At 38.2% G+C, this 25,240-nt stretch carries 24 protein-coding genes; 7 read left to right on the forward strand and 17 right to left on the reverse strand.

From position 1 onward, the window contains the following. The first annotated feature begins 641 nt into the window (after positions 1 to 641). Positions 642 to 1,619: a transposase gene (locus PQR79_RS14890; protein WP_188740194.1), complete on the forward strand. Its 978-nt coding sequence runs from the start codon at positions 642 to 644 to the stop codon at positions 1,617 to 1,619. Positions 1,620 to 2,274: 655 nt separating this feature from the next. Here the strand turns inward: PQR79_RS14890 and PQR79_RS14895 are convergent. Continuing rightward, complete coding sequence (locus tag PQR79_RS14895) at positions 2,275 to 3,330, reverse strand: M12 family metallopeptidase (protein ID WP_223419428.1); 1,056 nt, start codon at positions 3,328 to 3,330, stop codon at positions 2,275 to 2,277. 201 nt (positions 3,331 to 3,531) lie between these two features. Between PQR79_RS14895 and PQR79_RS14900 the strand changes: the two genes are divergently transcribed. From PQR79_RS14900 to PQR79_RS14910, 3 genes are all read left to right on the forward strand, one after another. Further along, positions 3,532 to 4,059, forward strand: coding sequence for a DUF4377 domain-containing protein (locus tag PQR79_RS14900; RefSeq protein ID WP_238107776.1), 528 nt, complete (start codon positions 3,532 to 3,534; stop codon positions 4,057 to 4,059). Between the two features lie 484 nt (positions 4,060 to 4,543). Next, complete coding sequence (locus tag PQR79_RS14905; protein WP_238107777.1) at positions 4,544 to 5,095, forward strand: hypothetical protein; 552 nt, start codon at positions 4,544 to 4,546, stop codon at positions 5,093 to 5,095. A 103-nt stretch (positions 5,096 to 5,198) separates the two neighbouring features. Beyond that, complete coding sequence (locus PQR79_RS14910; protein ID WP_229785903.1) at positions 5,199 to 5,561, forward strand: AbrB/MazE/SpoVT family DNA-binding domain-containing protein; 363 nt, start codon at positions 5,199 to 5,201, stop codon at positions 5,559 to 5,561. Positions 5,562 to 5,753: 192 nt separating this feature from the next. On the opposite strand, the gene PQR79_RS14915 is transcribed toward PQR79_RS14910, so the two are convergent. After that, a complete protein-coding gene (locus PQR79_RS14915) occupies positions 5,754 to 5,990 on the reverse strand; it encodes a helix-turn-helix domain-containing protein (RefSeq protein WP_150139088.1) in 237 nt (78 codons plus the stop codon). A gap of 101 nt (positions 5,991 to 6,091) precedes the next feature. On the opposite strand from PQR79_RS14915, the gene PQR79_RS14920 reads away from it, so the two are divergent. Together PQR79_RS14920 and PQR79_RS14925 are read left to right on the forward strand one after the other, a co-directional pair. Continuing rightward, on the forward strand, positions 6,092 to 6,601 hold the full coding sequence (locus tag PQR79_RS14920; RefSeq protein ID WP_238107779.1) for a VspR family transcription factor: 510 nt from the start codon (positions 6,092 to 6,094) through the stop codon (positions 6,599 to 6,601). Beyond that, positions 6,598 to 8,013, forward strand: coding sequence for a DEAD/DEAH box helicase (locus PQR79_RS14925; RefSeq protein WP_238107781.1), 1,416 nt, complete (start codon positions 6,598 to 6,600; stop codon positions 8,011 to 8,013). The genes PQR79_RS14920 and PQR79_RS14925 overlap by 4 nt, the downstream gene beginning before the upstream one ends. Positions 8,014 to 8,070: 57 nt before the next feature. On the opposite strand, the gene PQR79_RS14930 is transcribed toward PQR79_RS14925, so the two are convergent. Both PQR79_RS14930 and PQR79_RS14935 read right to left on the reverse strand, forming a co-directional pair. Then, positions 8,071 to 8,337 (reverse strand): hypothetical protein, encoded by a 267-nt coding sequence (locus PQR79_RS14930; RefSeq protein ID WP_160054376.1) that lies wholly within the window; start codon positions 8,335 to 8,337, stop codon positions 8,071 to 8,073. Positions 8,338 to 9,151: 814 nt separating this feature from the next. Further along, positions 9,152 to 10,372: an OprD family outer membrane porin gene (locus PQR79_RS14935; protein ID WP_238107783.1), complete on the reverse strand. Its 1,221-nt coding sequence runs from the start codon at positions 10,370 to 10,372 to the stop codon at positions 9,152 to 9,154. 436 nt (positions 10,373 to 10,808) lie between these two features. Here PQR79_RS14935 and PQR79_RS14940 point away from each other — a divergent pair, with 436 nt between their 5' ends. After that, positions 10,809 to 11,354, forward strand: coding sequence for a CueP family metal-binding protein (locus PQR79_RS14940; RefSeq protein WP_160056773.1), 546 nt, complete (start codon positions 10,809 to 10,811; stop codon positions 11,352 to 11,354). Between the two features lie 185 nt (positions 11,355 to 11,539). Here the strand turns inward: PQR79_RS14940 and PQR79_RS14945 are convergent, their stop codons facing one another. From PQR79_RS14945 to PQR79_RS15005, 13 genes are all read right to left on the reverse strand, one after another. Further along, on the reverse strand, positions 11,540 to 11,983 hold the full coding sequence (locus PQR79_RS14945; RefSeq protein ID WP_160056779.1) for a YybH family protein: 444 nt from the start codon (positions 11,981 to 11,983) through the stop codon (positions 11,540 to 11,542). Between the two features lie 75 nt (positions 11,984 to 12,058). Then, a complete protein-coding gene (locus PQR79_RS14950; protein WP_160056771.1) occupies positions 12,059 to 12,955 on the reverse strand; it encodes a CopD family protein in 897 nt (298 codons plus the stop codon). A gap of 14 nt (positions 12,956 to 12,969) precedes the next feature. Continuing rightward, a complete protein-coding gene (locus tag PQR79_RS14955) occupies positions 12,970 to 13,392 on the reverse strand; it encodes a copper resistance CopC family protein (RefSeq protein ID WP_160056769.1) in 423 nt (140 codons plus the stop codon). 114 nt (positions 13,393 to 13,506) lie between these two features. Next, the gene (locus tag PQR79_RS14960; protein WP_160056767.1) at positions 13,507 to 14,220 is read right to left on the reverse strand and encodes a copper resistance protein B; all 714 of its coding nucleotides are present in this window, start codon (positions 14,218 to 14,220) and stop codon (positions 13,507 to 13,509) included. Positions 14,221 to 14,231: 11 nt separating this feature from the next. Beyond that, complete coding sequence (locus PQR79_RS14965) at positions 14,232 to 16,295, reverse strand: copper resistance system multicopper oxidase (protein ID WP_274408562.1); 2,064 nt, start codon at positions 16,293 to 16,295, stop codon at positions 14,232 to 14,234. Beyond that, on the reverse strand, positions 16,292 to 16,807 hold the full coding sequence (locus PQR79_RS14970; protein ID WP_011711622.1) for a DUF411 domain-containing protein: 516 nt from the start codon (positions 16,805 to 16,807) through the stop codon (positions 16,292 to 16,294). Before PQR79_RS14970 ends, PQR79_RS14965 begins: the two co-directional genes overlap by 4 nt. Before the next feature lie 137 nt (positions 16,808 to 16,944). Further along, complete coding sequence (locus PQR79_RS14975; RefSeq protein WP_238107785.1) at positions 16,945 to 17,331, reverse strand: hypothetical protein; 387 nt, start codon at positions 17,329 to 17,331, stop codon at positions 16,945 to 16,947. Between the two features lie 194 nt (positions 17,332 to 17,525). Then, positions 17,526 to 20,654, reverse strand: a complete 3,129-nt coding sequence (locus PQR79_RS14980; protein ID WP_160056759.1) for an efflux RND transporter permease subunit — start codon at positions 20,652 to 20,654, stop codon at positions 17,526 to 17,528. A 2-nt stretch (positions 20,655 to 20,656) separates the two neighbouring features. Then, complete coding sequence (locus tag PQR79_RS14985) at positions 20,657 to 22,195, reverse strand: efflux RND transporter periplasmic adaptor subunit (protein WP_150138785.1); 1,539 nt, start codon at positions 22,193 to 22,195, stop codon at positions 20,657 to 20,659. Next, entirely contained in the window at positions 22,192 to 23,625 is a 1,434-nt protein-coding gene (locus PQR79_RS14990; RefSeq protein ID WP_188926857.1) for a TolC family protein, read from the reverse strand. The genes PQR79_RS14985 and PQR79_RS14990 overlap by 4 nt, the downstream gene beginning before the upstream one ends. A 123-nt stretch (positions 23,626 to 23,748) precedes the next feature. Continuing rightward, the gene (locus PQR79_RS14995) at positions 23,749 to 24,135 is read right to left on the reverse strand and encodes a hypothetical protein (protein ID WP_238107786.1); all 387 of its coding nucleotides are present in this window, start codon (positions 24,133 to 24,135) and stop codon (positions 23,749 to 23,751) included. 170 nt (positions 24,136 to 24,305) lie between these two features. Next, positions 24,306 to 24,689, reverse strand: a complete 384-nt coding sequence (locus PQR79_RS15000; protein ID WP_438270823.1) for a cation transporter — start codon at positions 24,687 to 24,689, stop codon at positions 24,306 to 24,308. A 193-nt stretch (positions 24,690 to 24,882) separates the two neighbouring features. Then, positions 24,883 to 25,233 carry a cupredoxin domain-containing protein gene (locus PQR79_RS15005; protein WP_011918418.1) on the reverse strand — a complete coding sequence of 117 codons (351 nt, stop codon included), beginning with the start codon at positions 25,231 to 25,233 and terminating at the stop codon, positions 24,883 to 24,885. Positions 25,234 to 25,240: the final 7 nt, after the last annotated feature.

Consider the following 25,240-nt stretch of genomic DNA (forward strand, 5'->3'; position numbering starts at 1 on the left):
ATTTGTGTGCTCACCTTTTTGTTTTTGATATTTTTAGAAGGTATTTTCGCATCTCAGATTCATGCTAGATTAGCGCTTCAGGATAACAAAATAACGCTTGAAGATGTCAAGTCAGCAATTAAGTCTGGCAACAAATATAGTGGGTTAATCAAGACTGAAGAATATAAAAAAATGACTTTATTTAAGAGAATAAGGATATTCTTAATACTTTTATTCCTCATATCTTTTTTCTTTGTTAACTGAAAATTACTTGAAATAAAAAGGGTTAATAAATAAGACATATATGGACGCTCCCGGTGAGTCAAGGCAATAATCTGCTCACCCAAAGCTTTTTGGCCTTAGTTTTCTATTTTATTACTTCACACTTATCGTTGCTTTTAATGTGCTCATTTACCGCTAGAAGCGGTTGTACTGCCATATATACGGGCTTAACAGTAAGCACTGCGCCCCTAATGAAATCCGTACCATTGCGCCTTTAATTGTAAAACACCTATGCGGATTAGGTTTACCTTATCCTTGGCCTATTCGGGCTAGCACTGGTTGGACTGAGCAAAAGAATAAGGTGCCATCCATGTTACTGGAGAGTCTCCAGATTTTAAACTAAGCTTAAAATCTGAACAGACATTAACAAGGAGGTTATGATGCCGCGCCCTCGTAGAAGCCAAATTAGCCTAGAAGACACCCCCTGTTACCATTGTTGTAGTCGCGTTATTCGCCGTGCTTTTCTCTGCGGCGATGACAAGTTTTCTGGTAAAAACTACGACCACAGACGTGCTTGGGTAGATGCTCAGCTGCTTAAATTTGCGGAGGTTTTCGCTATTGATGTTGCGGCCTATGCAGTGATGAGTAATCATCTGCATGTTGTGCTCAGTATCGACATATATCAAGCCAACAGTTGGTCTGATGCCGAGGTAATAAGTCATTGGCATCAGTTATTTAAGGGTACTGATACAAGCCAAAAGTTTGCTCATGGTGAAACGCTTGAAGATTATGAACAGTTGCAGCTTAGTCACACAGTTGCTTTATATCGCAGCCGATTAAGCGATATTTCTTGGTTCATGCGGGCATTGAACGAACCGATAGCAAGGCAAGCAAATCAAGAAGATAACTGCACTGGCCGCTTCTGGGAGGGACGTTTTAAATCGCAAGCACTGCTCGATGAGGCGGCAGTATTAGCCTGCATGGCTTATGTCGACCTCAATCCCATTCGGGCAAATATGGCAGACACGCCAGAGCAATCAGACCATACCAGTATTCAACTACGAATTAGGGCTGCGCTGAAAGGTGAGCAACCACAGAGCCTACTGCCTTTCATTGGTAATGATCGTAAAGACCAACCCAAGGGCATCGCATTTTCGCTGCAAGATTATCTTGGATTGGTTGATGATACGGGACGCATTATTCGCAACGATAAGCGTGGCGCTATTAGCACATATAGCGCTAAGTTACTCACAAGATTGAATATCCCTCAAGATAACTGGCTCAAACTCACCACCGAGTTCGGTAAGCTATTTCACGGCCCAGTCGGCACACTTCAAGAACTTACCCACTATTGTGAGCATCTAGAAAAACGCCGACGACACTTCGCCAGTTGTTGCCAGCACTTAAAAGCGGGCTGACTTAAATCTCGAATTCAACATCTAAGTGCATCAATGACTGCTTAGGCCGCTGAAACTGCATGGGGTGGGATACTGTTGCCTGAAATCTCTATTTTTCACTGATATTTGCTTATTTCGTTACTCATGAACCGTCCATTTGAACCGCTTTATTGCATTTTGGGTCAGTATAAACTTTATTTGATTACCATACATTTTCTAATCCCAGTAGTTACTTTTAGAGCCTCAGTTCTAACAAACTTTTGTCCATATACGTGTCAGAGGAATGAAGCTGACACGTTCGTGCCCCAAAGCTTGTTTCGCATGCCTAGATTAGATTTGCTTGATACTGGCCTGTTGGCCTAATTTTAGTAATGCTACAGAGTGTCCATTGAACTAGGTCCACTCCAGATAATGCACCAAAGTGTTTACTATTTCTGTGACGATTTAAATAATACAGTGGCTTGTCTATCTATGGATACAGTCTCAACAGCAAGAATGGATAACAAAATATTTAATCCTGATTCAAGTTAACTTTCCAATTGACTATGCTATAGAAATATTACTTGATGTTGAATCGATGCAGTTAGATAGGCTGAATTTTAGTTAAGCTACCAAGCCAGAAAGCCCAGAATGTTTAGTCTTCACTTAAAATTCAGCCAATTTTCAACTATTTAAATCACATACAAACTGATGCATATTTGGCTGTAACGCTGTTAGAGTACTTCGAGCATTGCCCCTCATTATTGCAAGCTCGAACTCTGAACTCTGTATTTTGATTAACACTTACTTGATATGCTTTATTTGTAGTTGTTGCGAAGTTTGAAAACGCATACCCTGAATTTATCTGAATCTCATAATAATCAGCATCATCATTATATGATGCCCAATTGAGAGAGTTTTCGCCGTAGCAATAATGGTAATTTACGTTTAAATCAACTTCTTGAAGATAACCGTACATTTCTCGAAGAGTAGAAATGTCTGTCGAAGTCATAACAGAACCACCTAGAGAAGACATACCGTCATTTCTCGAAATAGTTGCTTGACCATTAGAGCTAAAAGCGGTCGAGTGATAGTGCATTATAGAATTATAGTCGTAGGGGCCAACATCTTCCCCATCAGAAATATGTTGTTCAAAATTGTGCTCTTTCCCGGATATAATATTCTCCCAATTAATTGTAATATATGAATCACGATCTTCCCGTGATTGTTCATGCCAAAAGCCTGCAGCATGTAGGAGTTCATGTGTAGGTGTTCCGCCGCTAAAGCAACCATCTGCTAAACTAACATTTTGAGAGCCACCTCGCTTCCCTACTTGAGAGCTGCAACCTGAGCCCTTGTATATAGAGATATAGTCCGCTTGATTCGAGCGTTCGACAAAAATAACACCTGAAACATCTTCTATATCACTCATCGCCTGAAGAATTGAATTTATTTGACTGGTGCTATAATTTGTTGAAATGGTATAAGGAATTACACCCAAATCCCATCTATATTGACTACCGCTAATGATAACGGAATAAGGAGTTGGAGTGTTTAGAGTTTCAATATGCTCAGTGACAATGATATCTCCTTCAAAAATATATTCACCTTTTGATCTCTCAACTGTTAGAGTTTTGTGAACCAACACATTATTTTCATCGGCGCCTTCTACCAATATATCATACGTTTTCGAGTGTGAGTTTAGTGACAGTGTAATGCATGAAGATAAGATTAAATAGTTAAATAATTTCATTCCTTCGATCCTATTTACAATCAATAAAAATCCGAAATTGGTTTTTATTCAGAAATTTAATTAGAAATAAAGACAGTAACATATGTAAAAATTTTGTTACCAAGATATGATCTGAATCTATTTACTGTTTTTATTTTGTTGCTAATATAAAATTTTATAATTATGTTTATTCATATCCAATAAAACTAAAGGATTAGTGTTATGCAATCTAAATTTTTGTTTGTTGTTTGCCTTATGTTCGCGTCAGCTTGTAACAATTCAGACGAAAAAGACGCTTCATCATATGAACAGTCAACCTCCATAGCTTCTTATATGCAACCGTGCACAGGTGTAAATCAAATGCTTTGCGTTGTGGCTGATGGCAAGCTCTTTTATGACGAAATTGAAGGCTTTACTTATATGTGGGGGTATACTTATGAGCTTACAGTCGAAGTCAATGAGGATGGCTCACCTTCTGCGGACGCTTCAAGTAAACAGTATTCATTGGTTAGTATCAACTCATCGGTTGAAGATGAATTGGGTGTGGAGTACGTCATTGATAATGTTGAACTTCTTGACTCAACAATTCATATGAATGATGGTGAGTACTTTTTTTTAAGTCAATCATTTGAGTGTGAAGATACAGCGTTGTGTGAGTCTTTATTAAATATGAATAACTCAGGTGGAATAGTGACAATCACTTTTAAATATATGGGGAATGGTGTTATCAATTTAATTTCATGGAATTAGAAATCTATCAATTTGCAAATAAGGAAGCCATTATAGTGCAATTATAAGTGATAAATTCGCTCTAGTAACAATCAATTTTTGTAGCGGCCGATAAATATTAGCCGTATTGAATCACCATTACTTCACATGTTATGCGAACAAGGCATACACTGATGGCATTCGTAACTCAGAAATGTCCATAAACGGTTTAGGGTGGTGACTCATTTCCCCAAAGTTTGTTTCCCTCCTAATTATGCAAAATCAAATATTGAGTAATAGTACCCAAAAATAAAGCCAATGATGTTTAAGCTTTCAAGCAGAATTCCCATGCACATGTAGTCGGCTGGTATATTTGGGGTATTTGAAGTAAGTTATTGTAAGTATATTGAATAATAATTCGTATTTAGTCTTCTTTTACGTGGCAAATTCACATGCGTGTTAATCCCAATAAGTGCGCATGCGCACTGTACAAATTCTATACGATTTTCAGGTCGAGGTGTTTTCAATGAAAAAGGTAATCTCAGTTACAGTCTTAGGTTTGTCAGTCTTAGGTTTGTCATTATTGTGGGGTAATCATAATTATGAAGGGGAGTATTTAGCGACAGAAGGAGTTGACTGTACCCTAAATTCTAATATAAATAATAACGATGTTTTTCTTGAAATTAGTCTTCAGAGTGAAGGTTATACTGCTATCGCACCAAGGGTGTTAAATTTGGGGCTGGGATCTACAAGTGATGGAACGGCATCGCCATCTGAAGATAATATATTAAATTTTAACTTTTCTAAACGTGGACCGAGAGTAAGGGGAGCACCTACAAATCCAAGCCCCTTTAAGTCGGTCTCAATGTCAATAAAGGTCCATCCAACCAAGCATAATCATATATTAATTCATGAGTCGTATGCTTCACTCATTGACGATAATAATGGCTATATAAATTTGTTAAAAGCCGACCAAAAGCAGCCTAACTATACCCCTCTTTGTTTAATCAAAAAAAATACAATAAACTATCTATGGTTAAGCGCTAAAACGTTTTTGTCCAAAAGTGTGACAGGATAGCTTAGCAATAAGAAACTAAGCACAAATCAGTCGATCAAATTTTAGTAATACCACAGAGTCGGGAGTTGCTACTCTAATAGTGACGATTCAAAGAGAGGAATTGATGATGAAGAATACTAAACTCAATATATTGCTTTTAAAATGTGACGCAACGGCACCAGTTCCTGATGATTTAACTGCATGGCTTGATTCTCCTTCTGTCGGAAATGAAATTATTACTGGTCACGATGAGATATCTCTGAGTTCTGATGATGAATATCGTGCCGCTTTAAAGACAATCGAAGGATTGTTTGATGCAATACCTAATACCGCTGAATTGGAAGGTTTTTTATCTATTCTTGAAAATGACATGCAACAACACCCCGACAAATTAGTGCCGCTCACAGCAAGTATGCGTAGAAGTGCTGAAAGTTTAGTTGAAAGTGTAGAAATTGATTTTGGTGATCAGTTATTAGACGAGTTGTAGGTAATTGGGAGACTAGAAGTTATCTGAAAACCTAACTTTGTTCGCTCTTTGTAACGCAGAAATGTCCATTTCCGAGTTAAATAAACACATATCAGCTCCATCATAACCTTAGTTAATAATCTTATAAGTTTACTACTAATTATCACTGCTGCTATAGGTATAAATTAATGAGGCTCACTTTAAGCATTAGCACTAATCTAGTTGTACTTTATATTTGAGTCTGGCTGGTAGAATTTCATCAAACTCACAGTCAAGTGCATTAACGATTTTGTATAGAGTTTCCAGTTTGATGTTGACGCAACCTCTTTCCATTTTCCCGTAATTACCTCTTTCAATACCGACATATGCTGCAAATGCCTCTTGAGAATAGCCAGCATTAACTCTTAGGTATCTTAATTTCTCGCCAAATTCAATTACTAAATCACTCACCTATCAACACTCCAGGTAAAATGATTAGATTTTCATATTGAGGTACAAGCCACCACGCCCTATAATACCCATTCGAGATAAATTATTAGGATCTGTTTTTGATGTTAGACCCATTCGTAGCTCAAATCATTAAAGCAGAAAACTTTGATAAGTTCACAACAAGTGATGTCCGCTCTGCATATTTTGCATTAAAAAAAGATCCCTCTTTGGATAGCGCAGAGATCAGAAGAATGATTTATGCAGAATTAATGAAGTTAGTAAAAAAAGGCTGGTTAGAGAGGAATATACAAAAGCAAAAGGGACAGACTAGATTCAAAAAAACAGTTCATTTTGATGCCACAAACCTTCCTGTTAAGCCTATGGCTTTATTACCTATTTCTGATATTGAAGGCATTGATAAACATAAGAAATTGAGCGCAAAACTAAACTACTATAAATCAGAACTATTATTGAGCTTAGGTGAATCAGAGGCATATAAAGAGATATACTTAGAGCTGCCTGATTTAGCTGAAGAGTTACAACCCAAGTACAATTTAGCGAGGGAAAATAGCACTAAATTGTTGGGGAAAATCAGGGCCATTGAAGCGATCATCGAACAGAGAAATATATGAGACTTAGACGTTGGCAAAATGCATGTATAGATTCGTCATTAAAACAATACCTTAATGGACAGTCTCATTTCTTGGTTTTAGCGACGCCTGGCTCAGGAAAGACTCTGATGGCCTCTGTTTTATCAAACCATCTATTGAAGAATGACCTTGTTGATTTAATCTTTTGTTTTTCCCCATCTTCGATAGTTTCCATGGATTTTGCTGAGTGCTTACAATTAAGATCGAATGAACGTTTTGACGGGCTAATTGGTTCAAAGGGCAGAGCTTATACTTATCAACATTTGCAGTACTTAGATGGTGCTTTTTGGGAGCTATTTGAAAAATATCGAGTATTCGTTATTTTCGATGAAATCCATCATTGTGCAGGATCTACTGTCGATAATGCGAATTCATGGGGAGAGCATATAATTCTGAACATTCAGAACAAAGCTCGATTCACCATGGCATTAACCGGCACGCCTTGGCGCTCAGATACGGCCCCTATCGTTTTTGCTAGCTACGCCTCACCAGATGGTGAAATCTCATGTGATTACGTCTATGGGCTTCATGAGGCCATTTTAGACGGTGTTTGTCGCGTACCTCAGATAATCGCTATTGATAACAATCATATTTCAGTAATAGAAAGTAATGAAACCGTCGTTTTCGAAAGCTTTGATGACCTACTGTCTAACTCCCAAGTTGCATACCAGGACGTAATCGAAAATGAGGATGTAATAAAACATATCATCACTTCGGCTAGTAAAAAGCTAGATTTTATAAGACTTGAAAACTCTAATGCCGCTGGCTTAATCGTAGCGTCATCGATAGAACAGGCCAATAGAATTTCAACATTTGTAAAAAAATGGCTTGAAGAAGAAGCGGTTGTAGCTACCTATAAGGAAAATGACCCGACAGCCATTATTCAGCGATTCAGACATTCAGAATCCAAGTGGATTATTTCTGTTGGAATGATTAGTGAGGGAACTAATATCCCTCGCCTACAAGTGTGTTGTTATCTCTCAAACATAAAAACTGAAATGTATTTTAGGCAAACACTAGGACGAATTCTTAGAGTTACAGACACTACTAATCAAGAAGCAATTCTTTATATGCCAGCGGAACCCAAGTTACTAGAGTATGCTTATAGAGTTAGACATGACGTGCCTGTTGAGGCTGATGTTGTAAAATTTGAAACAATGCAATCACTGCTCGTCGGCGATGAGACTATTAGTCAAAACAAAACAATTTCGTTGAAAGGGCCAAGTATTGATTTGTCCGGTAATGAAATTAAACTAAATGATTTCAATGAAAACATTGATAGCTTGTTCGATGAAGATTTTTTATCAACTTCATATGACCAAGTGATGAATATATTCGGTCGCTTCAAACAAGAAACCATAGGCCTAGGGTTAGGGTTAGGAGAGTTGAAGTAACTTTACTTACTTCAATCTAGATTATTTATCATTATACAACTTGATATCGTTACTTAATCAAGATTTTGAAACTGGATTAACAATAAAAGTTATTTTTTGTGGTTTGTCCTGAAGAGATCGAATAAAAATAGGTTCGGACTTCACTCCTGAGTAGTTTTTATCTATCATTTCACAATCATCTAAATGTTTAATTAAACTTTTTATAGCGTCTTTGTATTTTTCAGGAACCCGCATCACGACTGTTTTTTCGTATTTAGTTTTTCGACCTGCACCAGTTCGAAATCCGCCATGTTTTACCTTGTGCTCAGCTTTTTCTTCAGACATGTAAACTCCACCTTGGTTTTGTTACATAATCAAAATACCTTGAATAAATTACAGAATCAAGAGGGTCTCAATACTTTTAATGATGAGGGATGGCTTTGCATGCTTTTAAATTAGGAAGATGGAGGTAAATATTTATGTATGGCTGTAATCTTTTGAGAATTGCACATTTATTGCGCTAACAAGTAATCGTCCGATATGAGTACTCTTTAATCCCATCATTGGAAAAAAAACTACGATAAATAAATGCACTTTCAATACCGTTTTTGAGTTTATTTTTGATTCATCTTCAAACACGCTTTCTAATGTACATCAGTATTAATAGGCGATCTGGCATGCAAAATATTAGAACCGACATCAAAGCTTCAAATAATCAAAATCAAACACTGTTCTCAAATTACATTGTCCATAACTACGGGACTTATTTGAGGAACAATGATATTTACCTTAAAGATTATAGAGAACACTACGTGTATGAAAGTAGTAATTAGCGAACTTGGTCACATTATATTTAGCTATTTCTCTAAAGCTGTCTTATAAAGTAGCAGCTGATATTTTTTAGCCACTACTGTTAGTGATCTAAAAAAATCATAAAACACCCTTATGTTTGTACCCCCTGGTTCTAAAATACATTCAAGATGAATTTTTTTGTAAACGTAGATATTGATAAATTATCAAATAACAAGTTTTTCAACTTTAATCATCTAGACGTATTTTTCATGTAAAATTGTAAACCCAAGCACATTAACACGACCTGAATTTACAATTACAATATAATTATTAGGGAATTAACATTTGTCAAAAGCATTTACAATCTTTAAAAGCTGTAAGTGAATTTCGTTCTTAAATCTGTAGCGTCTTTTTGATTGTTTTCATAATCCAATATTGAAAAATCAATTGATATACCGAAATTTTCGAGTTTACCATCCAATTGATATGCAAGGTTAACCGTCCATTCATTTAAATCTTTTCCAACTATGGGATTGTCAAAAGATGTATAAAATAATTTACCTTTAACATTAGAGATAGTAGAACCTAACCCCAGTTGATACGAATTTGTGCCCGCTTCAAATGCAGCAACACCCGCAGTTTTAGTAGTTGCAGTAAACTGATAATAAGCTCCTTGACCTATGCCTCTAAAAACTCTATTTTCTCCTTCATTTCCTCCAGCTAATGTATAACCAGCGAAAAAATCTACTCCCCCCTGGCTAAAACCTACTTTAAAGCCCAAAAGATCATTATCAACTAGTTCATTTTTATCCCACTTAGTTTTGTAGTACTGCAACGCAATATAACTGTTAAAGTTAGTTGGCAATGTATATTCTACATCCGCATAGAGAGCTTGGACTTCATTTATTACATTTGCGTACTGTGAGTTAATTTTAACTTTTTTAGCTATCCGTTTATTAACTTGTGCGAAAAAGACGCCATCATTGCCTATTTTATAAAAGTCGCCAGGGGAACCAGAACCATTATAATCAAAATCAACAAATTCATTATCAACATAAAATGATTTATCTGTTCGAGTCTGATATTTAGTCACATAACCAATCGAAATATCAGTATCCTCAAAATGACTTGAAGATACCTGATACATTTCAAAAGACTCTTTTATTAATCTTGAACCTGAGTTAGCGATCAAGGGTGATGAAAAGTGTTGCCTACCTCCAGAAAACACCGTATCACCAAACTGATACCTCAAAAAAGCTTCCGATAATACAAGACCTTGTGCGTTTATACTGCCCGCAGTTCTATCATCATCATCATTGATGTTACTAACGTATGATCCCTGTACTTCTCCTCCCAATTTAAACCCATTAAACTCTGATGTATTAAAAGTAACATTACCACCATTCACCCAAATCGAGCTATTCTCTGCATTTGAATCGTCAAAATCTTGTTCGAAATAGTACGATTTCGCTGTACCTCCAACATTACCATTGTGTATCCATTCAGAAAAACTTTCAATATCACCATTAGAGAATGCATTATTACTCATTGCTAATAGCACCAAAACATATTTATTATATTTAAACATACAAACCTTATTAACGTTAAGTTACAAATAAGAAACCATATTAAGTAAAACTAAAACCAAAGATAAACAAATAAATTACAAACCCAATCGATAATACAAACTAGAACATTTTTAACAGTGATCTATTTCACAACAAAAAATATCAAACCGACATAAATATTAATTTAAAATAAGACATAGGTTTAAAACCCAAGTTAAAAACTTAGGTAGAAAAATTAAAAAAGACGCAAGTTTAAAACCTGAGTTAAAAACCTAGGAGAATAGAGCGTTAAAGCATATATTTAAAAAACAAAAAAAACAAACAACCAAAAATATCAGGCCGATATCAATAATGTTAATTAGATCAATATATATAAAACCACAAACGTTACAATAAAAATAAGCGAGGCACGTTTAAATAAAAATATTTTATACACTATATAGGAAAACTCAGACCATGATTAAAAAACACATTCTATTAGCACTTATAGTTGCATTTTCAAGTCAATCATATGCTACAACGATAGATTCTGAATCATTCAAAAAGTTAGATTACAAAAGTGCTGTCACGACAGCTCATACACTATACAAAAATAATGATGGGATAATGATAAAAGTTCTACCCAACAAAATAGTTGCAACTTTCGCAGATGGAAAAAGTAGTTCTGTAGCTATACCAAAAGATCAATTCTTTCTTTCAATAGCTCCTTACATTAATAGTTCTCACCCATGTACCAATCATGTTTTAACAGGTTGTACCGGTGAGATAAAAAATCAAACAATGAAAGTTGTCATGATTGATACTGACACAGGTGAAACATTAATAGACAAAAAAATGACGACACAAAGTGATGGATTTATAGACTTTTGGGTTCCAAAAGATAGCAATTTAGCATTTAATATTTACTATGAACCAAAAGACGGAAGCAAAAGAGTGGCGAGAGAAGTATTGTCTACTTTCAATAACGATAGAACTTGCATTACAACTATGAAACTTATTTAAAGTTAATATTTAAATATGGCTTGTAAAAGGACTGGAATTATTCCGGTCTTTTTTATATAAAAAATGGAAATCCTTTTCCATAAAATATCATGCATTAACATGACCTGAGTCTTTGTGGTTTTCTTGGGAGCACCTACAAAGGAACTCAAGATAATCCTTTATCTGGTTGATGAAATTGTTATTAGTTACGACCAGTGCACGTGGGTTATTTTCCAACTACCATCCACTTGTTTAATTAACACAAGCGTTTCCATGGCCATCGAGTCAATACTTTTACCCTTATATTCACCTTGGGCGTGACTTATTGACGTTGAAATGGCAACGTCACCCGTAATCGTTATTTGGTGTTCTTTTGGCGTTATGGTTAACCCTTTTAAGTAGGCCATATCCGCAAGCATATGATGATTGGCATAATCTGTAAGTGAACGCTCTACTTTTCCACCTTCATAAATTTGAACATTGGCTGCTAATAACTGCCTAACAATAACCTCATTGCCCGTTTGTAATGCAGCATGAAATTGTTTGACGACATTGCCCGCGGCGGAATCAACACCGATAAACGCTTTTTGTTCTATAGGGTGAGTTTCATCACCATGGGCAAAACTCAATGAGCTTTGTCCTGCGGACATCAGTAATATCCCGGTGGTTATGAGTATTGTTAAAGGTCTATTTTTCATTTTTATCTCTCTGTCAATTTATAGTGATTATCCAAGACTCATAGGACCAAGCACGCTCGAAAGTACCGCTGTTGTCGCTAATATCAGTACTGCTATTAATGCTTCTAATCCAATCGATTTTTGTAGTTTTTGTTTTGCAAATGATGGAGGCGCAATCGTTAATTTCGGTACTAAAACCAATTTATGCCATGCTGCTATAAGCAAAATGATAGCCACCAAACAGAGCTTGATGGTGACCGCGATACCATAATCGGAACTGAATAATTCAGTGGGGCTATCAAACAACATCCACACCATTCCCATGCCTGAAAGCAACACTAGAATGACAATCACTATGCCTAAACGACCAAATGTATCCATGACATTCTTTATGACGATGTTGTCATCGGTGCTACATAATTTCCATAATGGATAAAAAGCGCCTATCCAACTGCCAATGATCAAAACGTGTATCAATATCAAGCCTTGAGCAAGCAATCCCAGTTCAGTGCTATGGCCAATAAGAGTAAACGTGACAGCAATTAACAGACTGCTGATAATGGCTAATACCGCAGAAAACGTTTTGAGATAGCGGTTCTTATGTAACAGTAAACCACTAGCCACTAGCATTAACCCAAAACCGATTAAGCGCCAAAGCACAGTTTGCCCTACCTGGGTTGGCCACAGAAAAGCATGCATCTGCGCATCGAACATTCCCATCAAGCCGTTTTCAGCAAAAGCCCCTATTTGCGCAAAATAATTGATACTAACGGCAATCAACCCCAAAACAGCACCTAGGCCGGTATATTTTGTAACGCTAATGCCTAGGTTCGGTTGGCCCTTAATGAGATATTGCATCAATGTGCCGCCAATAACGGCGGCAACACTAAGATAAATAACCCATTTAGATATCAACACCGATATGTCAAACACGGTTAATATCATGTTTACTCATCCACTTATTGATGTGCAGTGTGCTCGCTAGTCTCATGCTCCATTGTCATAGGCGTTGCACTGCGAGTGTTCATACCAGAGTTATGTAGCATAAAGCTCATGTTGCCTTTCATCTTATGACCGTCGTCACCCATGATCATCCAGTTAACTGTGTAATTAGCTGCGTTTAATGCTGGTAGGGCGAATGAAAATTCAGCTTGACTGGCCGCACTTGAAGGTAATGTTAACGGTACGCTTTGCTGCTTCTCATCTTGCATTGTTAATTTGACCAAACGTACCGGAGCCGTAAAGGTCAGTTCAAGCGTTGTTGGGGCTTGACTTAGCATGGCACCGTTAGCGGGCATAGAACTGCTCAGTCCGACATGAGCAAATGCTGAAGCACTCAAGAATAGACTTGTTACGACTAAAACGTTGTTAAATAATTTCATGATATTTCCTTTTATATTGTTTTTAACGATCGAAAACGGTTTACATAAATGATTAAATATTGGCTGAGCTAACATATTGGCACCAAGCTTATAACTCAGTGTACGAACGAGGTCTTAGAACCACGCTCTAAAACCAATAACAAACTGGGTTTCTTGTGTATCTTCCCCTTCATTTCGGCTGTATTCGGCGGTATTACCGAGTTTCTGACGCCAATCCACACCGATATAGGGTGCGAACTCTCTAACAATCTCGTATCTCAATCGCAGCCCTGCACTGACGTCAGATAAGCCAGAGCCTATTCCAAGTTCAGCATCGTCCTTACCAAATAAATTAACTTCTACTTCAGGTGTGAGTATCAACTTTTGAGTGATTAAGAGTTCATATTCCGCACTCAAGCGCATAGCCGTACGGCCTTGGTCACCTATAAATAAGGCCGCGTCAATATCAAAGAAATATGGCGCTAACCCTTGAACCCCAATCACAGCCCAATTACGAGTCGGCGTCGGTTTGATATCGGTTTTAATACCGAATTGTACATCCCAGTATGGTGCGATGGGCTTACTGTAAAGAGCCTGAATTTCAAGATCTTGCTTATCACTATTTGAATATTCACCTTCAGTTTTAAGCCACAACTTATTCAAATCGTAACCTAACCAGGCTTGTGCACTAAACTGGGTGGGATCTTGCGGATCCACGCCTTTTTCAAATTGATCCAGCATGACTTTTGTTAATAGAGGGTCATCATTACCGCCGGCAAACACAGCTGAGCTAGTCAATGTGGCGCTCAGACTCAACAGTCCCAAGGCCATTAAATTCGTTTTATTCATCTGTATTCCCCTTATTTCACCACGACTTTTCTGAACATGCCTGGCATGTGGAATAACAAGTGGCAATGATATGCCCATTGCCCTTTTGCATCGGCGGTGACTAAGTAACTGATCTTAGAACCCGGCTGAACTAATACAGTGTGCTTACGGGGAATAAAATCAGGGTCGCCTGTCTCTAACTCACTCCACATACCATGCAAATGCATAGGGTGAGTCATCATCGTGTCGTTCACTAAGGTGATCCGCAGTCTTTCTCCGTATTCAAACTCTAATGGCGCGGCGTCCATAAATTTCACCCCATTCACAGACCACATATAGCGGTTCATATTGCCGGTTAAATGCAGTTGAATTTCGCGGCTAGGTTGGCGTGTGTCGTAGGTAGGATGTAAGCCTTTAATGTCGCCATAAGTTAATACTTTGCGGTTAAATTGCTGTTGATGGTCACGCAATCCAATCCCGGGGTCGTGTAAGCCACTTTTTGGGGCATCGGCACGCATATCCACTTGTGGGCCGAACTCGGTGTCAATGTGTTTAATTTCATTGTTACTGCCAAAGCCTGCAAGCCCTAGTCCTGAGACTGTCGCTTTCGCAGCGTCCATTGCCATTTTGCTGTGTTCCATCCCTGACATATCACCGCCACCCATAGCCATCTTGCTGTGATCCATGCCTGACATATCACCGCCGCCCATAGCCATCTTGCTGTGATCCATGCTTGACATATCACCGCCGCCCAYAGCCATCTTGCTGTGGTCCATGCCTGACATATTGCCGCCGCCCATAGCCATCTTGCTGTGGTCCATGCCTGACATATCGCCGCCGCCCATAGCCATCTTGCTGTGGTCCATGCCTGACATATCGCCGCCGCCCATAGCCATCTTGCTGTGGTCCATGCCTGACATATCCATGTCACTCATGTCCATACCCATATCACTGTGGCCAAGGACAGGCCTTGGATCCATTGGGGGAATAGGAGAATGTAAACTGGGATCTGAGGTAAGGTTACCTACCGTAAAACCGGTGCGGTCGATACTCTGAGCAAAAATACAATAGGCATTATCAACCTCTGGCTCAATAACCACATCATAGGTTTCAGCAACACCTATTCGAAATTCATCCACAGACACCGGTTGAATGTTCTGACCATCACTGGCAACAACAGTCATTTTAAGACCCGGTATACGCACATCAAATATGGTCATCGCAGAACTATTTATAAAGCGTAAGCGCACTTTATCACCTAGTTCAAACAACCCTTGCCAGCCCTGTTGCGGAGGATTGCCATTCATTAAATAGGTGTAAGTTGAACCCGTCACATCAGATATGTCTCTGTCACTCATGCGCGCGTTATTCCACATCGAACGAGCGTTCCACGTATTGGCTAAGCCATTTTTATCTACGTCAGAGAAAAAATCCATTACCGTACGCTCACGGTAATTATAGTAATCGGCTTGTTTCTTTAATTTGGCATAAATGTTTTCAGGGGCTTCGTCAGACCAATCAGACAGCATGATCACATAGTCACGATCATATATGACCGGATCGGGGGTCGCAGGATCAATCACAATAGCGCCGAATAAACCGGTTTGTTCTTGATAGCCTGAATGACTGTGATACCAATATGTGCCACTTTGCTGGACGGTAAATTGATACTCAAATGTTTCACCTGGTTTAATACCATCAAAGCTAAAGCCAGGCACACCGTCCATTTCAGTGGGTAAAATAATACCGTGCCAGTGAATAGAACTATCATGGTCGAGATTATTTTTTACTCTTAAAGTGACAGTTTCACCTTCTTTCCAACGTAATAACGGCGCGGGCAGTAGTTGGTTGACCACAGTGGCCCGAGCAGATTTTCCGGTAAAGTTAACCATTTTATAGTCAATTGATAAGTCAAACACTTTGCCAGAGAGCTGGCTCAACGATTGGCTTAACGCATTGGCAATGGCATTTTTAGGGTAAGGGATCGACATCAATGCCAACATGGCGGATGCACCAAATACAAACCGGCGTCGGCTGTGGTTGGGGTCACTGTCTGGCGTTTGAATCATCGGTTTTATCATGTATTGCGAATTCATTGCACAGACTCCTCAAGAGAGTTCACTTGGGCGTAAACTTCACTACTGCCATCTTTTTTCAACAGTAAGACTTGATATGGCATAAATTTATCTTGGTACTCCATGCCAGGGCTGCCCACTGGCATAGCGGGTACGGTTAAGCCGATAGCATCTTTAGGAGGGGTGGCTAAAAAACGACTAATGAATTTTGCAGGGACATGTCCTTCAAACACATAACCTTGAGATGACACTGCGGTATGGCAAGATTGCATTGAAGCAGGAATGCCCTTTGACTGTTTAAACTCATAAAGGTTGTTAATATTGTGGGCACTAACACTAAATCCACGCTCACTAATATGCGTTAGCCATTTCTCACAACAGCCGCAATTAGCATCTTTATAAACGGTGAGTAATGGCTCCGTAGTGCCGGGCTCTGCTGCACGGGCAATTAATATCCCTCCCATAGTTTGCAGAATAAAAATAGTACCTATGACACGAAAAAAACTAATAGAATTGCGATATAGAGCAGACATAATATTGCCTCCAAATCAAATTTCGTCACATTAAACAACGCGGTTTAATGTCAGTTTATTAACCAAAAGGTTAAAAAATTGAAACTACATGATTGGCTAGGACAGCTAGCAAAAAAAAAGGCGTAACTGTGCCTATGTTAGGCAAATATTGGAGGACGGTATAAAGAAGAACGATACTGAGGCATTAGTGCTGAGGTAAACATTGTTGCAGCATTAACTAAGCTGACTTCTGATTTAAGCGTTGGCATCGCCATCGTTAAAGCGACTGATAAACATGATCCGACAGGACAATGGCACGCTTGGGCGCAGCAACTATCATCCGCATCATCACTCATATCCATGTTCATGTTCATGTTCATGTTCATTTGCATACTAGCGTCATGACATGCTTTGCCATTTTCAGCAGGCATATTTGAAGTCGTCATTGAATTCATTGGCATAGTACCAGGCATAATCACAGACGCAAAAGTTTGACCGACAAACGTCAGTAAAACAAACATCATGATTAAGTGGATTCTACGCAAAATATATCTCCAATGATTATCAAATAATAGTAGTGAAAAATACTGCATTTAGCAATGAAAATTTATTTGAAAAACATAATTTAATGAAAATAAAAATAACATTTTAAAATAAAAAAATATGATAAAAATCAATCTAATATAAAATAACGATGCAAATTTTTATCTGCATCGTTATCCTAATCAACTAAATATTATCATTCCTCATGTATCAATTTAGTACGACGCCATAAAAAGAATACAACGGGGACAATTAATAGTGTCAGTATGATTGCACTAACCATTCCGCCGACCATTGGTGCAGCAATCCTACTCATCACCTCGGAACCGGTTCCAGTACCATAAAGGATAGGCAATAATCCAGCTATGATTGCTGCTGCCGTCATCATTACAGGACGTACGCGCATACCTGCACCTTGAATAACAGATTGAGTCAACTTTAGTTCATCAAATTTTTCTAGCTGCTGTGAACTATGATCAATCGCTTCTCTATAGGCTTGGTTTAAATAAACAAGCATAATGACGCCGATTTCGACAGCGACACCCGCCAATGCAATAAAACCGACTCCTACTGCAACTGAAAAATTGAAACCTTGTAAATACATTAACCAAATACTGCCCACCATGGCAAAAGGCAATGTCCCCACAATAATTCCAACTTCAACAACATTGCGGAAATTCATGAACAATAAAATAATGATAATAAATAAAGTAAATGGTACTACGTAAGTAAGCTTTGCTTTAGCTCTTTCCATATACTCATATTGACCAGCCCAAGTAATAGAGTAACCGGCAGGTAATATCAATTTATCATCCACAACTTTTTGTGCTATATCAACATAACTACCAATATCAACATCCTCAATATCAATGTAAGCCCAACCATTAAGGCGAGCATTTTCACTTTTGATACCCGGAGGTCCATTTTCAATAATAACGTCCGCAACGTCACCCAAAGAAATTCTCAAACCTTGCGGAGTCACTATAGGCAATAAGGCTAATGCTTCAGGTGAATTGCGATAATCCTGAGGATAGCGTAGGTTAATGGGGTATCGCTCTAACCCTTCAACGGTTTGTGAAATACTCATACCACCAATCGCTGTGGCCACAACCTGTTGAACATCCGCTATATTCAAACCATATCGAGCAGCATTCTCACGCTGGATATCAACTTTAATATAACGTCCGCCTGCAACTCTTTCAGCATAAACTGACGAAGTCCCCTTAACATCTTTAAGGATTTCTTCTAACTGTTTACCAATTTTTTCAATTTCCTTGAGATTAGGTCCAGCAATTTTAATGCCTACAGGTGTTTTGATCCCTGTCGCCAACATATCTATTCGGGTTTTAATTGGCATTACCCATGCGTTAGTCACACCTGGTAACTTAACTAATGAGTCTAGTTCTTGTTTTAAACTCTCTGTAGTCAGGCCTTCTCTCCACTCGCTTTTGGGCTTAAGTTGAATAAACGTCTCCACCATTGTCAGAGGTGCAGGATCCGTTGCGGAGTCTGCTCGACCAACCTTACCAAATACAGTTTTAACTTCGGGCACAGTGTAAATTAACTTATCCATTTGTTGCACTAATTGGCGTGCTTTACCAATAGAAATACCAGGGTAAGTTGTCGGCATGTACATTAAATCACCTTCATCTAATGGAGGCATAAATTCACTACCAATTTTATTTAGTGGCCACACACCAATCAACAACACAAATAATGCAAATAACAGCGTTATCTTCGGAAACGCCAGTACTTTTCTCAACACAGGCACATATACTGCTGTTAAAAGTCGATTAACCGGGTTTTTGTGCTCAGGAAGTACTTTTCCGCGAATAAAGTAACCCATTAGCACTGGAACTAATGTTATAGCTAACGCTGATGACACAGCCATTGCGTACGTTTTAGTAAACGCAAGCGGTGAAAACATCCTTCCCTCCTGTGCTTCTAGGGTAAATACCGGTAAAAAACTAACAGTAATAATCAGTAAACTAAAAAATAAAGCAGGGCCAACTTCGCTGGCAGACCGAGCTACAACCTGCCAACGGTTTTCTGGCGTCAATGGCGTTCGTTCCATATGTTTATGCATATTTTCAATCATGACAATGGCGCCATCGACCATGGCACCAATTGCAATTGCAATACCGCCTAAAGACATGATATTGGCATTCAAACCCTGCAAGTGCATAATAATAAATGCCGTTAAAATACCAACTGGAAGGCTAACAATCGCCACAAGTGATGATCTTACATGCGCCAAAAAAACCATACAAACTAAAGCAACAACTAAAAATTCCTCTAGCAGTTTAAACCCTAAGTTTGATACAGCTCTCTCAATTAAGCCACTGCGGTCATAAACCGTCACAACTTCCACGCCCTCAGGAAGGCCCTTTTTTAATGTCTCTAATTTAGCTTTAACGCCATCAATTGTCTTTTGGGCATTTTCACCAAATCGCATCACAATAATGCCACCGACCGTCTCACCTTCACCGTTTAGATCAACGACGCCTCGGCGCATTTGCGGTCCAGTCCCGATATCCGCAACATCTTTTAGCAGTAATGGGGTGCCATTATTGTTCACGCCTAATGGGATATTGCCGATATCCTCTTTATTCTCAAGATATCCTGTAGCACGAACCATATATTCAGCTTCTGAGAGTTCGACAACAGAGGCACCAATTTCTTGATTTCCACGGTTAATCGCCATTTGAATAGCATTTAAAGGTATACCAAAGGCACGCAACTTATCAGGGTCAACCTTAATCTGATACTGTTTAACCATCCCCCCTAGAGCGCTCACTTCAGAAACCCCTGGGACAGTTTGTAATTCATACTTTAAAAACCAGTCCTGTAGACTGCGTAACTCACTAATATCGTGTTTACCGGTTCTATCTACGAGTGCATATAAATATACCCAGCCCACACCTGTTGCGTCAGGTCCTAATTGAGGCTTTGCATTATCAGGTAACGTTGAAACGACTTGGCTAAGATATTCCAACACACGACTACGAGCCCAATATAAATCGGTTTCTTCATCAAAGATGACATAGACATATGAATCACCAAAAAAAGAGAATCCCCTGACCGTTACCGCACCAGGCACAGACAGCATAGCCGTAGTTAAAGGGTAAGTGACTTGATCTTCAACTACTTGTGGGGCTTGACCTGGATAACTTGTTTTAATAATTACCTGAACATCAGATAAATCAGGCAAAGCATCAATAGGGGTATTTTTAAGTGAAAATAAACCCGCGCCGACGAGAATTGCACTGGCGAGCAAAACAAAAAATCTGTTTGCTACAGACCATCGTATTATTGATTCAATCATGGTTATTCTCCCATCTCCATTCCTGAATGATCTGCTTGATGTGTTGTATTAGATACATCATCAGTAGCTTTGGGATTGTGTATATTTACCACTTTGACCAAGCCGTCTGATGTTTTTTCTAATTCAATATGAAGCACAGCACCAACGGTAAATACAGAGAAATCCACACTGTCATCAACAGTAAAGTCCATGGTCATTTGTGGCCATTCCCATTCACTGACAGCTTGATGGTCCACATTAATCATTCGATGTGCAGCCATTAAGCTATTTACTTTTGCTTCTACCCAAGCAGTTTCTGGAGTGATGGCTTGAATATTTTCTTGCTCATCGTCAGGTGCTCTCATACGTTTAAGGTCAGAGGTTTTATTTGATTCAGAATCCAATAGGAATTGTGCTGACGAGACAACAACATCTCCGTCATACAGGCCTGATTTTATTTGAATTTTATCATCATCGAATCGTCCTAACGTTACTGCTACAGATTTATATTTACCTTCACCGAGGGCAAGTACTACTCGGTCTGAGTTTCCTGTTCTAATCACTGCTTCCCTTGGTAGCAGTAATACATCCTCATCACTTCGTGTTTTTATCGACACTTGTGCAAACATATTCGGTTTTAATGCAGCATTGGTATTATCGAAGCGCAATCTCACTTTTAGCGTTCTTGTTTTACTATCTAATGCGGGGTAGACATAATCGACTTTTCCTTGCCAAGATTGACCAGGTAAATAATCTAATTTCATTTCAACTTCTTGCCCAACTTTAACCATGTTTGCTTGACGTTCAAAAACTTCAGCTTCAACCCATACTTGTGTTAATGAACCAATTGAAAACATTGTCATACCCGGTTTTACAAACGAGCCCTCCCTTACATTCAAATTATCAATAACACCACTTTGATCAGCATAAAACGTAATATTTTGTTTGACTATTCTATTTTTTCGTAGCGCTTTAATCTCCTCGCTTGGTATTAATAATGCTTTCAACCGAGCTTCAGAAGCTGTAATCAAACGCTGATCATTTCGATTTAAAGCTAATAACATTTCTTCTTGTGCATTAACTAAAGCAGGAGAATAAATCGAATATATAGGTTGCCCTTTAATAACCGGATCACCTGAAGCTTTTACATAAAGTTCTTCAATCCATCCTTCGACTCTTGGATTAATATGAATAAGTTGATCTTGATCATATTGAACATATCCAACTGTTTTAATGCTTGTTTGTAGTGTGCCAAACGTTGCTACGGATGTCCGCATACCAAGTTTATTAATCACTGCAGGTGATATTTTAACGGCACCAGGTCCAAAATCTGTCGAATCGGTGCCATCTTCGTATACAGGTATAAGATCCATACCCATTGGTGATTTCCCTGGTTTATCACTACGATAATTAGGATTCATAGGTGCGACCCAATATGATGGCTTAGCTTTTGCGCTGTCCTCTGAAGCTATTTCATTCTTCGGTGTATATAAGATTGATGCACTAATACCAGTAAGAATACCGATAACTAATATGCTGATCATTTTTAAATTGTTGTTCATTTTACTTCTCCATCAACATAAGATTTATGTGAGATGCTAACTGGACCCACATTGGGGGTAAAAAAATAGTTCAATTGAACTTTAAGTTTCTGTAAATCAACGTTAATAGCCAAAGCATCTAATTGAGTATTCAATTGAGCAATGAGGGAGCGAACGACTTCAGCGAAATCTCCCTTATCATTCGTGTAAGCCGTTAGTGACGCATCTGCTTGATCTTGCATTTGAGGTAATAAAAAATCGTTATAGAGCTTCTGACGTTGTTCCAATTTAAGAAATTGCGCTTTCGCAGTACCGTATGACGCCATCATGTTTCGAAGCAGTAACCACTTTTCTGTTTTAATTGACTCTGACTGAGAAATAGCGGCTTGAACTTGCTTATCTTGCTTTGAAGAAGTAAATATTGGTAAATCAAAACTCACACCTATTGACAACAAATCATCGCGAGAATTACCCATAGGATCATCGCCTCGATAACTATATCCAGCGTTTAGCCCCCATTCAGGCTTATATAATTGCTTTGTTAACTCTACACCTTTCCGGCTTGATTCAATTCTTTGTTCCAAAGCTAATAGAAGTGGATGGTCAGAAAATGCTTCATATAAAGATTGTTGATAATTTGGGCTTTTTTCCTCATCTAGATATAAATTAGAATTAATTAGCTTAATTTGAGGAAGTGTATTTGGGACGGTAAACGTCGAAAATGACAACTCATAGTCTTGTTCATACTCTCTTCTATACTCACCAACGAATGCCTTACCAACCCATTCAGATAATTTCTGCTTAAGCATATTTTCTTCCTGAGCTAAGACGGTCAGCTTATCTTCGAGACGGGTCACCTCTAACTGAGCACGAATGATGTCCTGCTGATTAGATTTACCAAGAGCAGATGAATATCCTGCTTTTGCGACATCAGATAATTGTTCGAATAAGTTCCGATTACGCTCAATCAGTGCAATACTCTCTTGCGTTTTATATATATCAAACCAAATTTGAGCGGTGGTGACACTTAACTTAGCTCGTCTATCTTGTCTTAAAAATGGGTATTGCTCCGCCGTTAACTCAAGTTGCTGTTGGCGTAAACTTAAGCTATCCCCTCGCGGAAACATTTGAGTGACACCAATTTTCAATTGAGTCATTGCTTCTTGTCCAAAATCAAAAGTGTTTATGGACAAATTCGCTAAACCAACACTGATTTTTGGATCTGGTAAGGTTCCTGCCGCTATGCTTTCAGATTTAATAGCATCTTGTTGAAATTGATTACTGACTAACCAGGGATCGTTCGACTGAGAGAGATAAACGGCTTCTTCCAGTGATAATGTCTGTACTGGTTCTGCCGCATATACCGCAGCGCTAATACCAATAAAGGACATCACTACGATTAGAATATATTGAGTGTAAATTTCACCCAATTTCTTGTAAATTAAAGACATAAAGCCTCCAAATTAGTTACCAATGCTCGAATTGAATTCGAAAAAAGGTAATATCTTGTTAATTTATTTTAAAAAAGATAAATGAACAGGAAGACGATCAAAAATTGATCAAGCCTTTCCTATCTAACAAGAAAATATTGGAGGACGATATAAAGAAGAGTTATATTGCGGAGTTGTATTTTGAGTCAAACCAGATATAAAACTACTCAAACTTGAGATGGTTACTGATTGGACCATTTTCATTTCAAGGGCAATTGAAAAGCAAGTACCTATCGGACAATCACATTGATTATCACAACAATCAGGAATGTCAGCGGTAGATGTTTTAACGGCATCAACATCTGATGTTAATTGGTGATGGCAAGCGTTAGTCGCAGCGGTATTCACTGGATTTGATTTACTTAACATTGAATTCATATCAGAGGGGCATGGCAAAATCACAGACGCAAAAGCTTGACTGACAAATGTCATCAAGATAAGCATCACTGTGATAATTCTCATACGATTCAAGACAGACTCCAACATTATTAATTGTGTTAATTTTAACTCTACTTGCCTAAATAATCCTAGTTAACTGTAGTGTTTTTTCACTTTAAACCACTGATACTTGACATAGATCACACTTCAAAAGCTCTAACTAAAAGATAGTCAGTAACGATAAAAATTAACATCTAATTGTCTTAGCTTATCTTGGATCCTGGTGGGGGTTTGTGGCAACTATGTGGTTGATGATTTGCATTATCTTTGATGTTTTTATCCACAAATTGGTAGTAACTTTCCTTCACATGAGTCCACCAATCGTTATGAATATTAGCACCATGCTTTCTGATAACCGCTTCAATACCTTCTAAATTGATATGGCTGGCATCATAGGTTAGATAAATAGATCCCGATTTGTCATTATAAATCACTTCGTCTATGCCAAACAGTTTGTCTATCTCAGTCTTTAATGCTTCTAAATTTTGATTATCTACTCCAGTTAATCTTAGGTTTCTGACAACTAAAGTCGCTTCTTTAACGCCCGGTCTATGTTCAAAATCACACATAATATCTCTCTTAATCATTAACTCATCATTTTTCTGATGATTTAGGTAAAAAGTAATTAATAAAAAACGGTCAATTTTCTAACCTAGACCGTAAACAGCTTAGGTTAGAATCAAGATATTGATGGCAAAGTTAAAAATGCTCATTTTAATACTGCTATTATATTCATCACTGATACCAAAATATTGAAAAGTACGCATAGATATCTAGTGTTTACTCAACAATCAATACACCCTTATACATTTGCATCTGGCAATGAAATGGATACTCACCTTTTTCCAGTGCCGGTAAGGCTATCGTCGTCGTTTTATCCAGCGCTAAATCTTGGCTAATCTCCAAGTAGGGTAGCAAGACAGTGGCTGAACATCCGGATTTATCTTGGCGTAAAAAGGTTATCTCTGTTGGTCTATTAGCCGAAATTTTAATTCGTGCTGGCGTATACACACCGTCTTTAACCAGTATCAATGTACTAGCGTCAACACTAGAATCGTTTGCCGGTTTATATAGCCAAAACCACCAAATGATAAAACCGATTAATGCGATACACAGTAAATTAATTAACATATTATGT

The sequence above is a fragment of the Shewanella metallivivens genome (assembly GCF_028750675.1).
GTDB classification, from domain to species: Bacteria; Pseudomonadota; Gammaproteobacteria; order Enterobacterales; family Shewanellaceae; genus Shewanella; species Shewanella metallivivens.

Bases quoted from the DNA above. Each gene is read 5' to 3' on its own strand.
- PQR79_RS14890 (WP_188740194.1), top strand. From the start codon at position 642: ATGCCGCGCCCTCGTAGAAGCCAAATTAGCCTAGAAGACACCCCCTGT.
- PQR79_RS14895 (WP_223419428.1), bottom strand. From the start codon at position 3,330: ATGAAATTATTTAACTATTTAATCTTATCTTCATGCATTACACTGTCA.
- PQR79_RS14900 (WP_238107776.1), top strand. From the start codon at position 3,532: ATGCAATCTAAATTTTTGTTTGTTGTTTGCCTTATGTTCGCGTCAGCT.
- PQR79_RS14905 (WP_238107777.1), top strand. From the start codon at position 4,544: ATGAAAAAGGTAATCTCAGTTACAGTCTTAGGTTTGTCAGTCTTAGGT.
- PQR79_RS14910 (WP_229785903.1), top strand. From the start codon at position 5,199: ATGATGAAGAATACTAAACTCAATATATTGCTTTTAAAATGTGACGCA.
- PQR79_RS14920 (WP_238107779.1), top strand. From the start codon at position 6,092: ATGTTAGACCCATTCGTAGCTCAAATCATTAAAGCAGAAAACTTTGAT.
- PQR79_RS14925 (WP_238107781.1), top strand. From the start codon at position 6,598: ATGAGACTTAGACGTTGGCAAAATGCATGTATAGATTCGTCATTAAAA.
- PQR79_RS14930 (WP_160054376.1), bottom strand. From the start codon at position 8,337: ATGTCTGAAGAAAAAGCTGAGCACAAGGTAAAACATGGCGGATTTCGA.
- PQR79_RS14935 (WP_238107783.1), bottom strand. From the start codon at position 10,372: ATGTTTAAATATAATAAATATGTTTTGGTGCTATTAGCAATGAGTAAT.
- PQR79_RS14940 (WP_160056773.1), top strand. From the start codon at position 10,809: ATGATTAAAAAACACATTCTATTAGCACTTATAGTTGCATTTTCAAGT.
- PQR79_RS14945 (WP_160056779.1), bottom strand. From the start codon at position 11,983: ATGTCCGCAGGACAAAGCTCATTGAGTTTTGCCCATGGTGATGAAACT.
- PQR79_RS14950 (WP_160056771.1), bottom strand. From the start codon at position 12,955: ATGATATTAACCGTGTTTGACATATCGGTGTTGATATCTAAATGGGTT.
- PQR79_RS14955 (WP_160056769.1), bottom strand. From the start codon at position 13,392: ATGAAATTATTTAACAACGTTTTAGTCGTAACAAGTCTATTCTTGAGT.
- PQR79_RS14960 (WP_160056767.1), bottom strand. From the start codon at position 14,220: ATGAATAAAACGAATTTAATGGCCTTGGGACTGTTGAGTCTGAGCGCC.
- PQR79_RS14970 (WP_011711622.1), bottom strand. From the start codon at position 16,807: ATGTCTGCTCTATATCGCAATTCTATTAGTTTTTTTCGTGTCATAGGT.
- PQR79_RS14980 (WP_160056759.1), bottom strand. From the start codon at position 20,654: ATGATTGAATCAATAATACGATGGTCTGTAGCAAACAGATTTTTTGTT.
- PQR79_RS14985 (WP_150138785.1), bottom strand. From the start codon at position 22,195: ATGAACAACAATTTAAAAATGATCAGCATATTAGTTATCGGTATTCTT.
- PQR79_RS14990 (WP_188926857.1), bottom strand. From the start codon at position 23,625: ATGTCTTTAATTTACAAGAAATTGGGTGAAATTTACACTCAATATATT.
- PQR79_RS15000 (WP_438270823.1), bottom strand. From the start codon at position 24,689: ATGATTAAGAGAGATATTATGTGTGATTTTGAACATAGACCGGGCGTT.
- PQR79_RS15005 (WP_011918418.1), bottom strand. From the start codon at position 25,233: ATGTTAATTAATTTACTGTGTATCGCATTAATCGGTTTTATCATTTGG.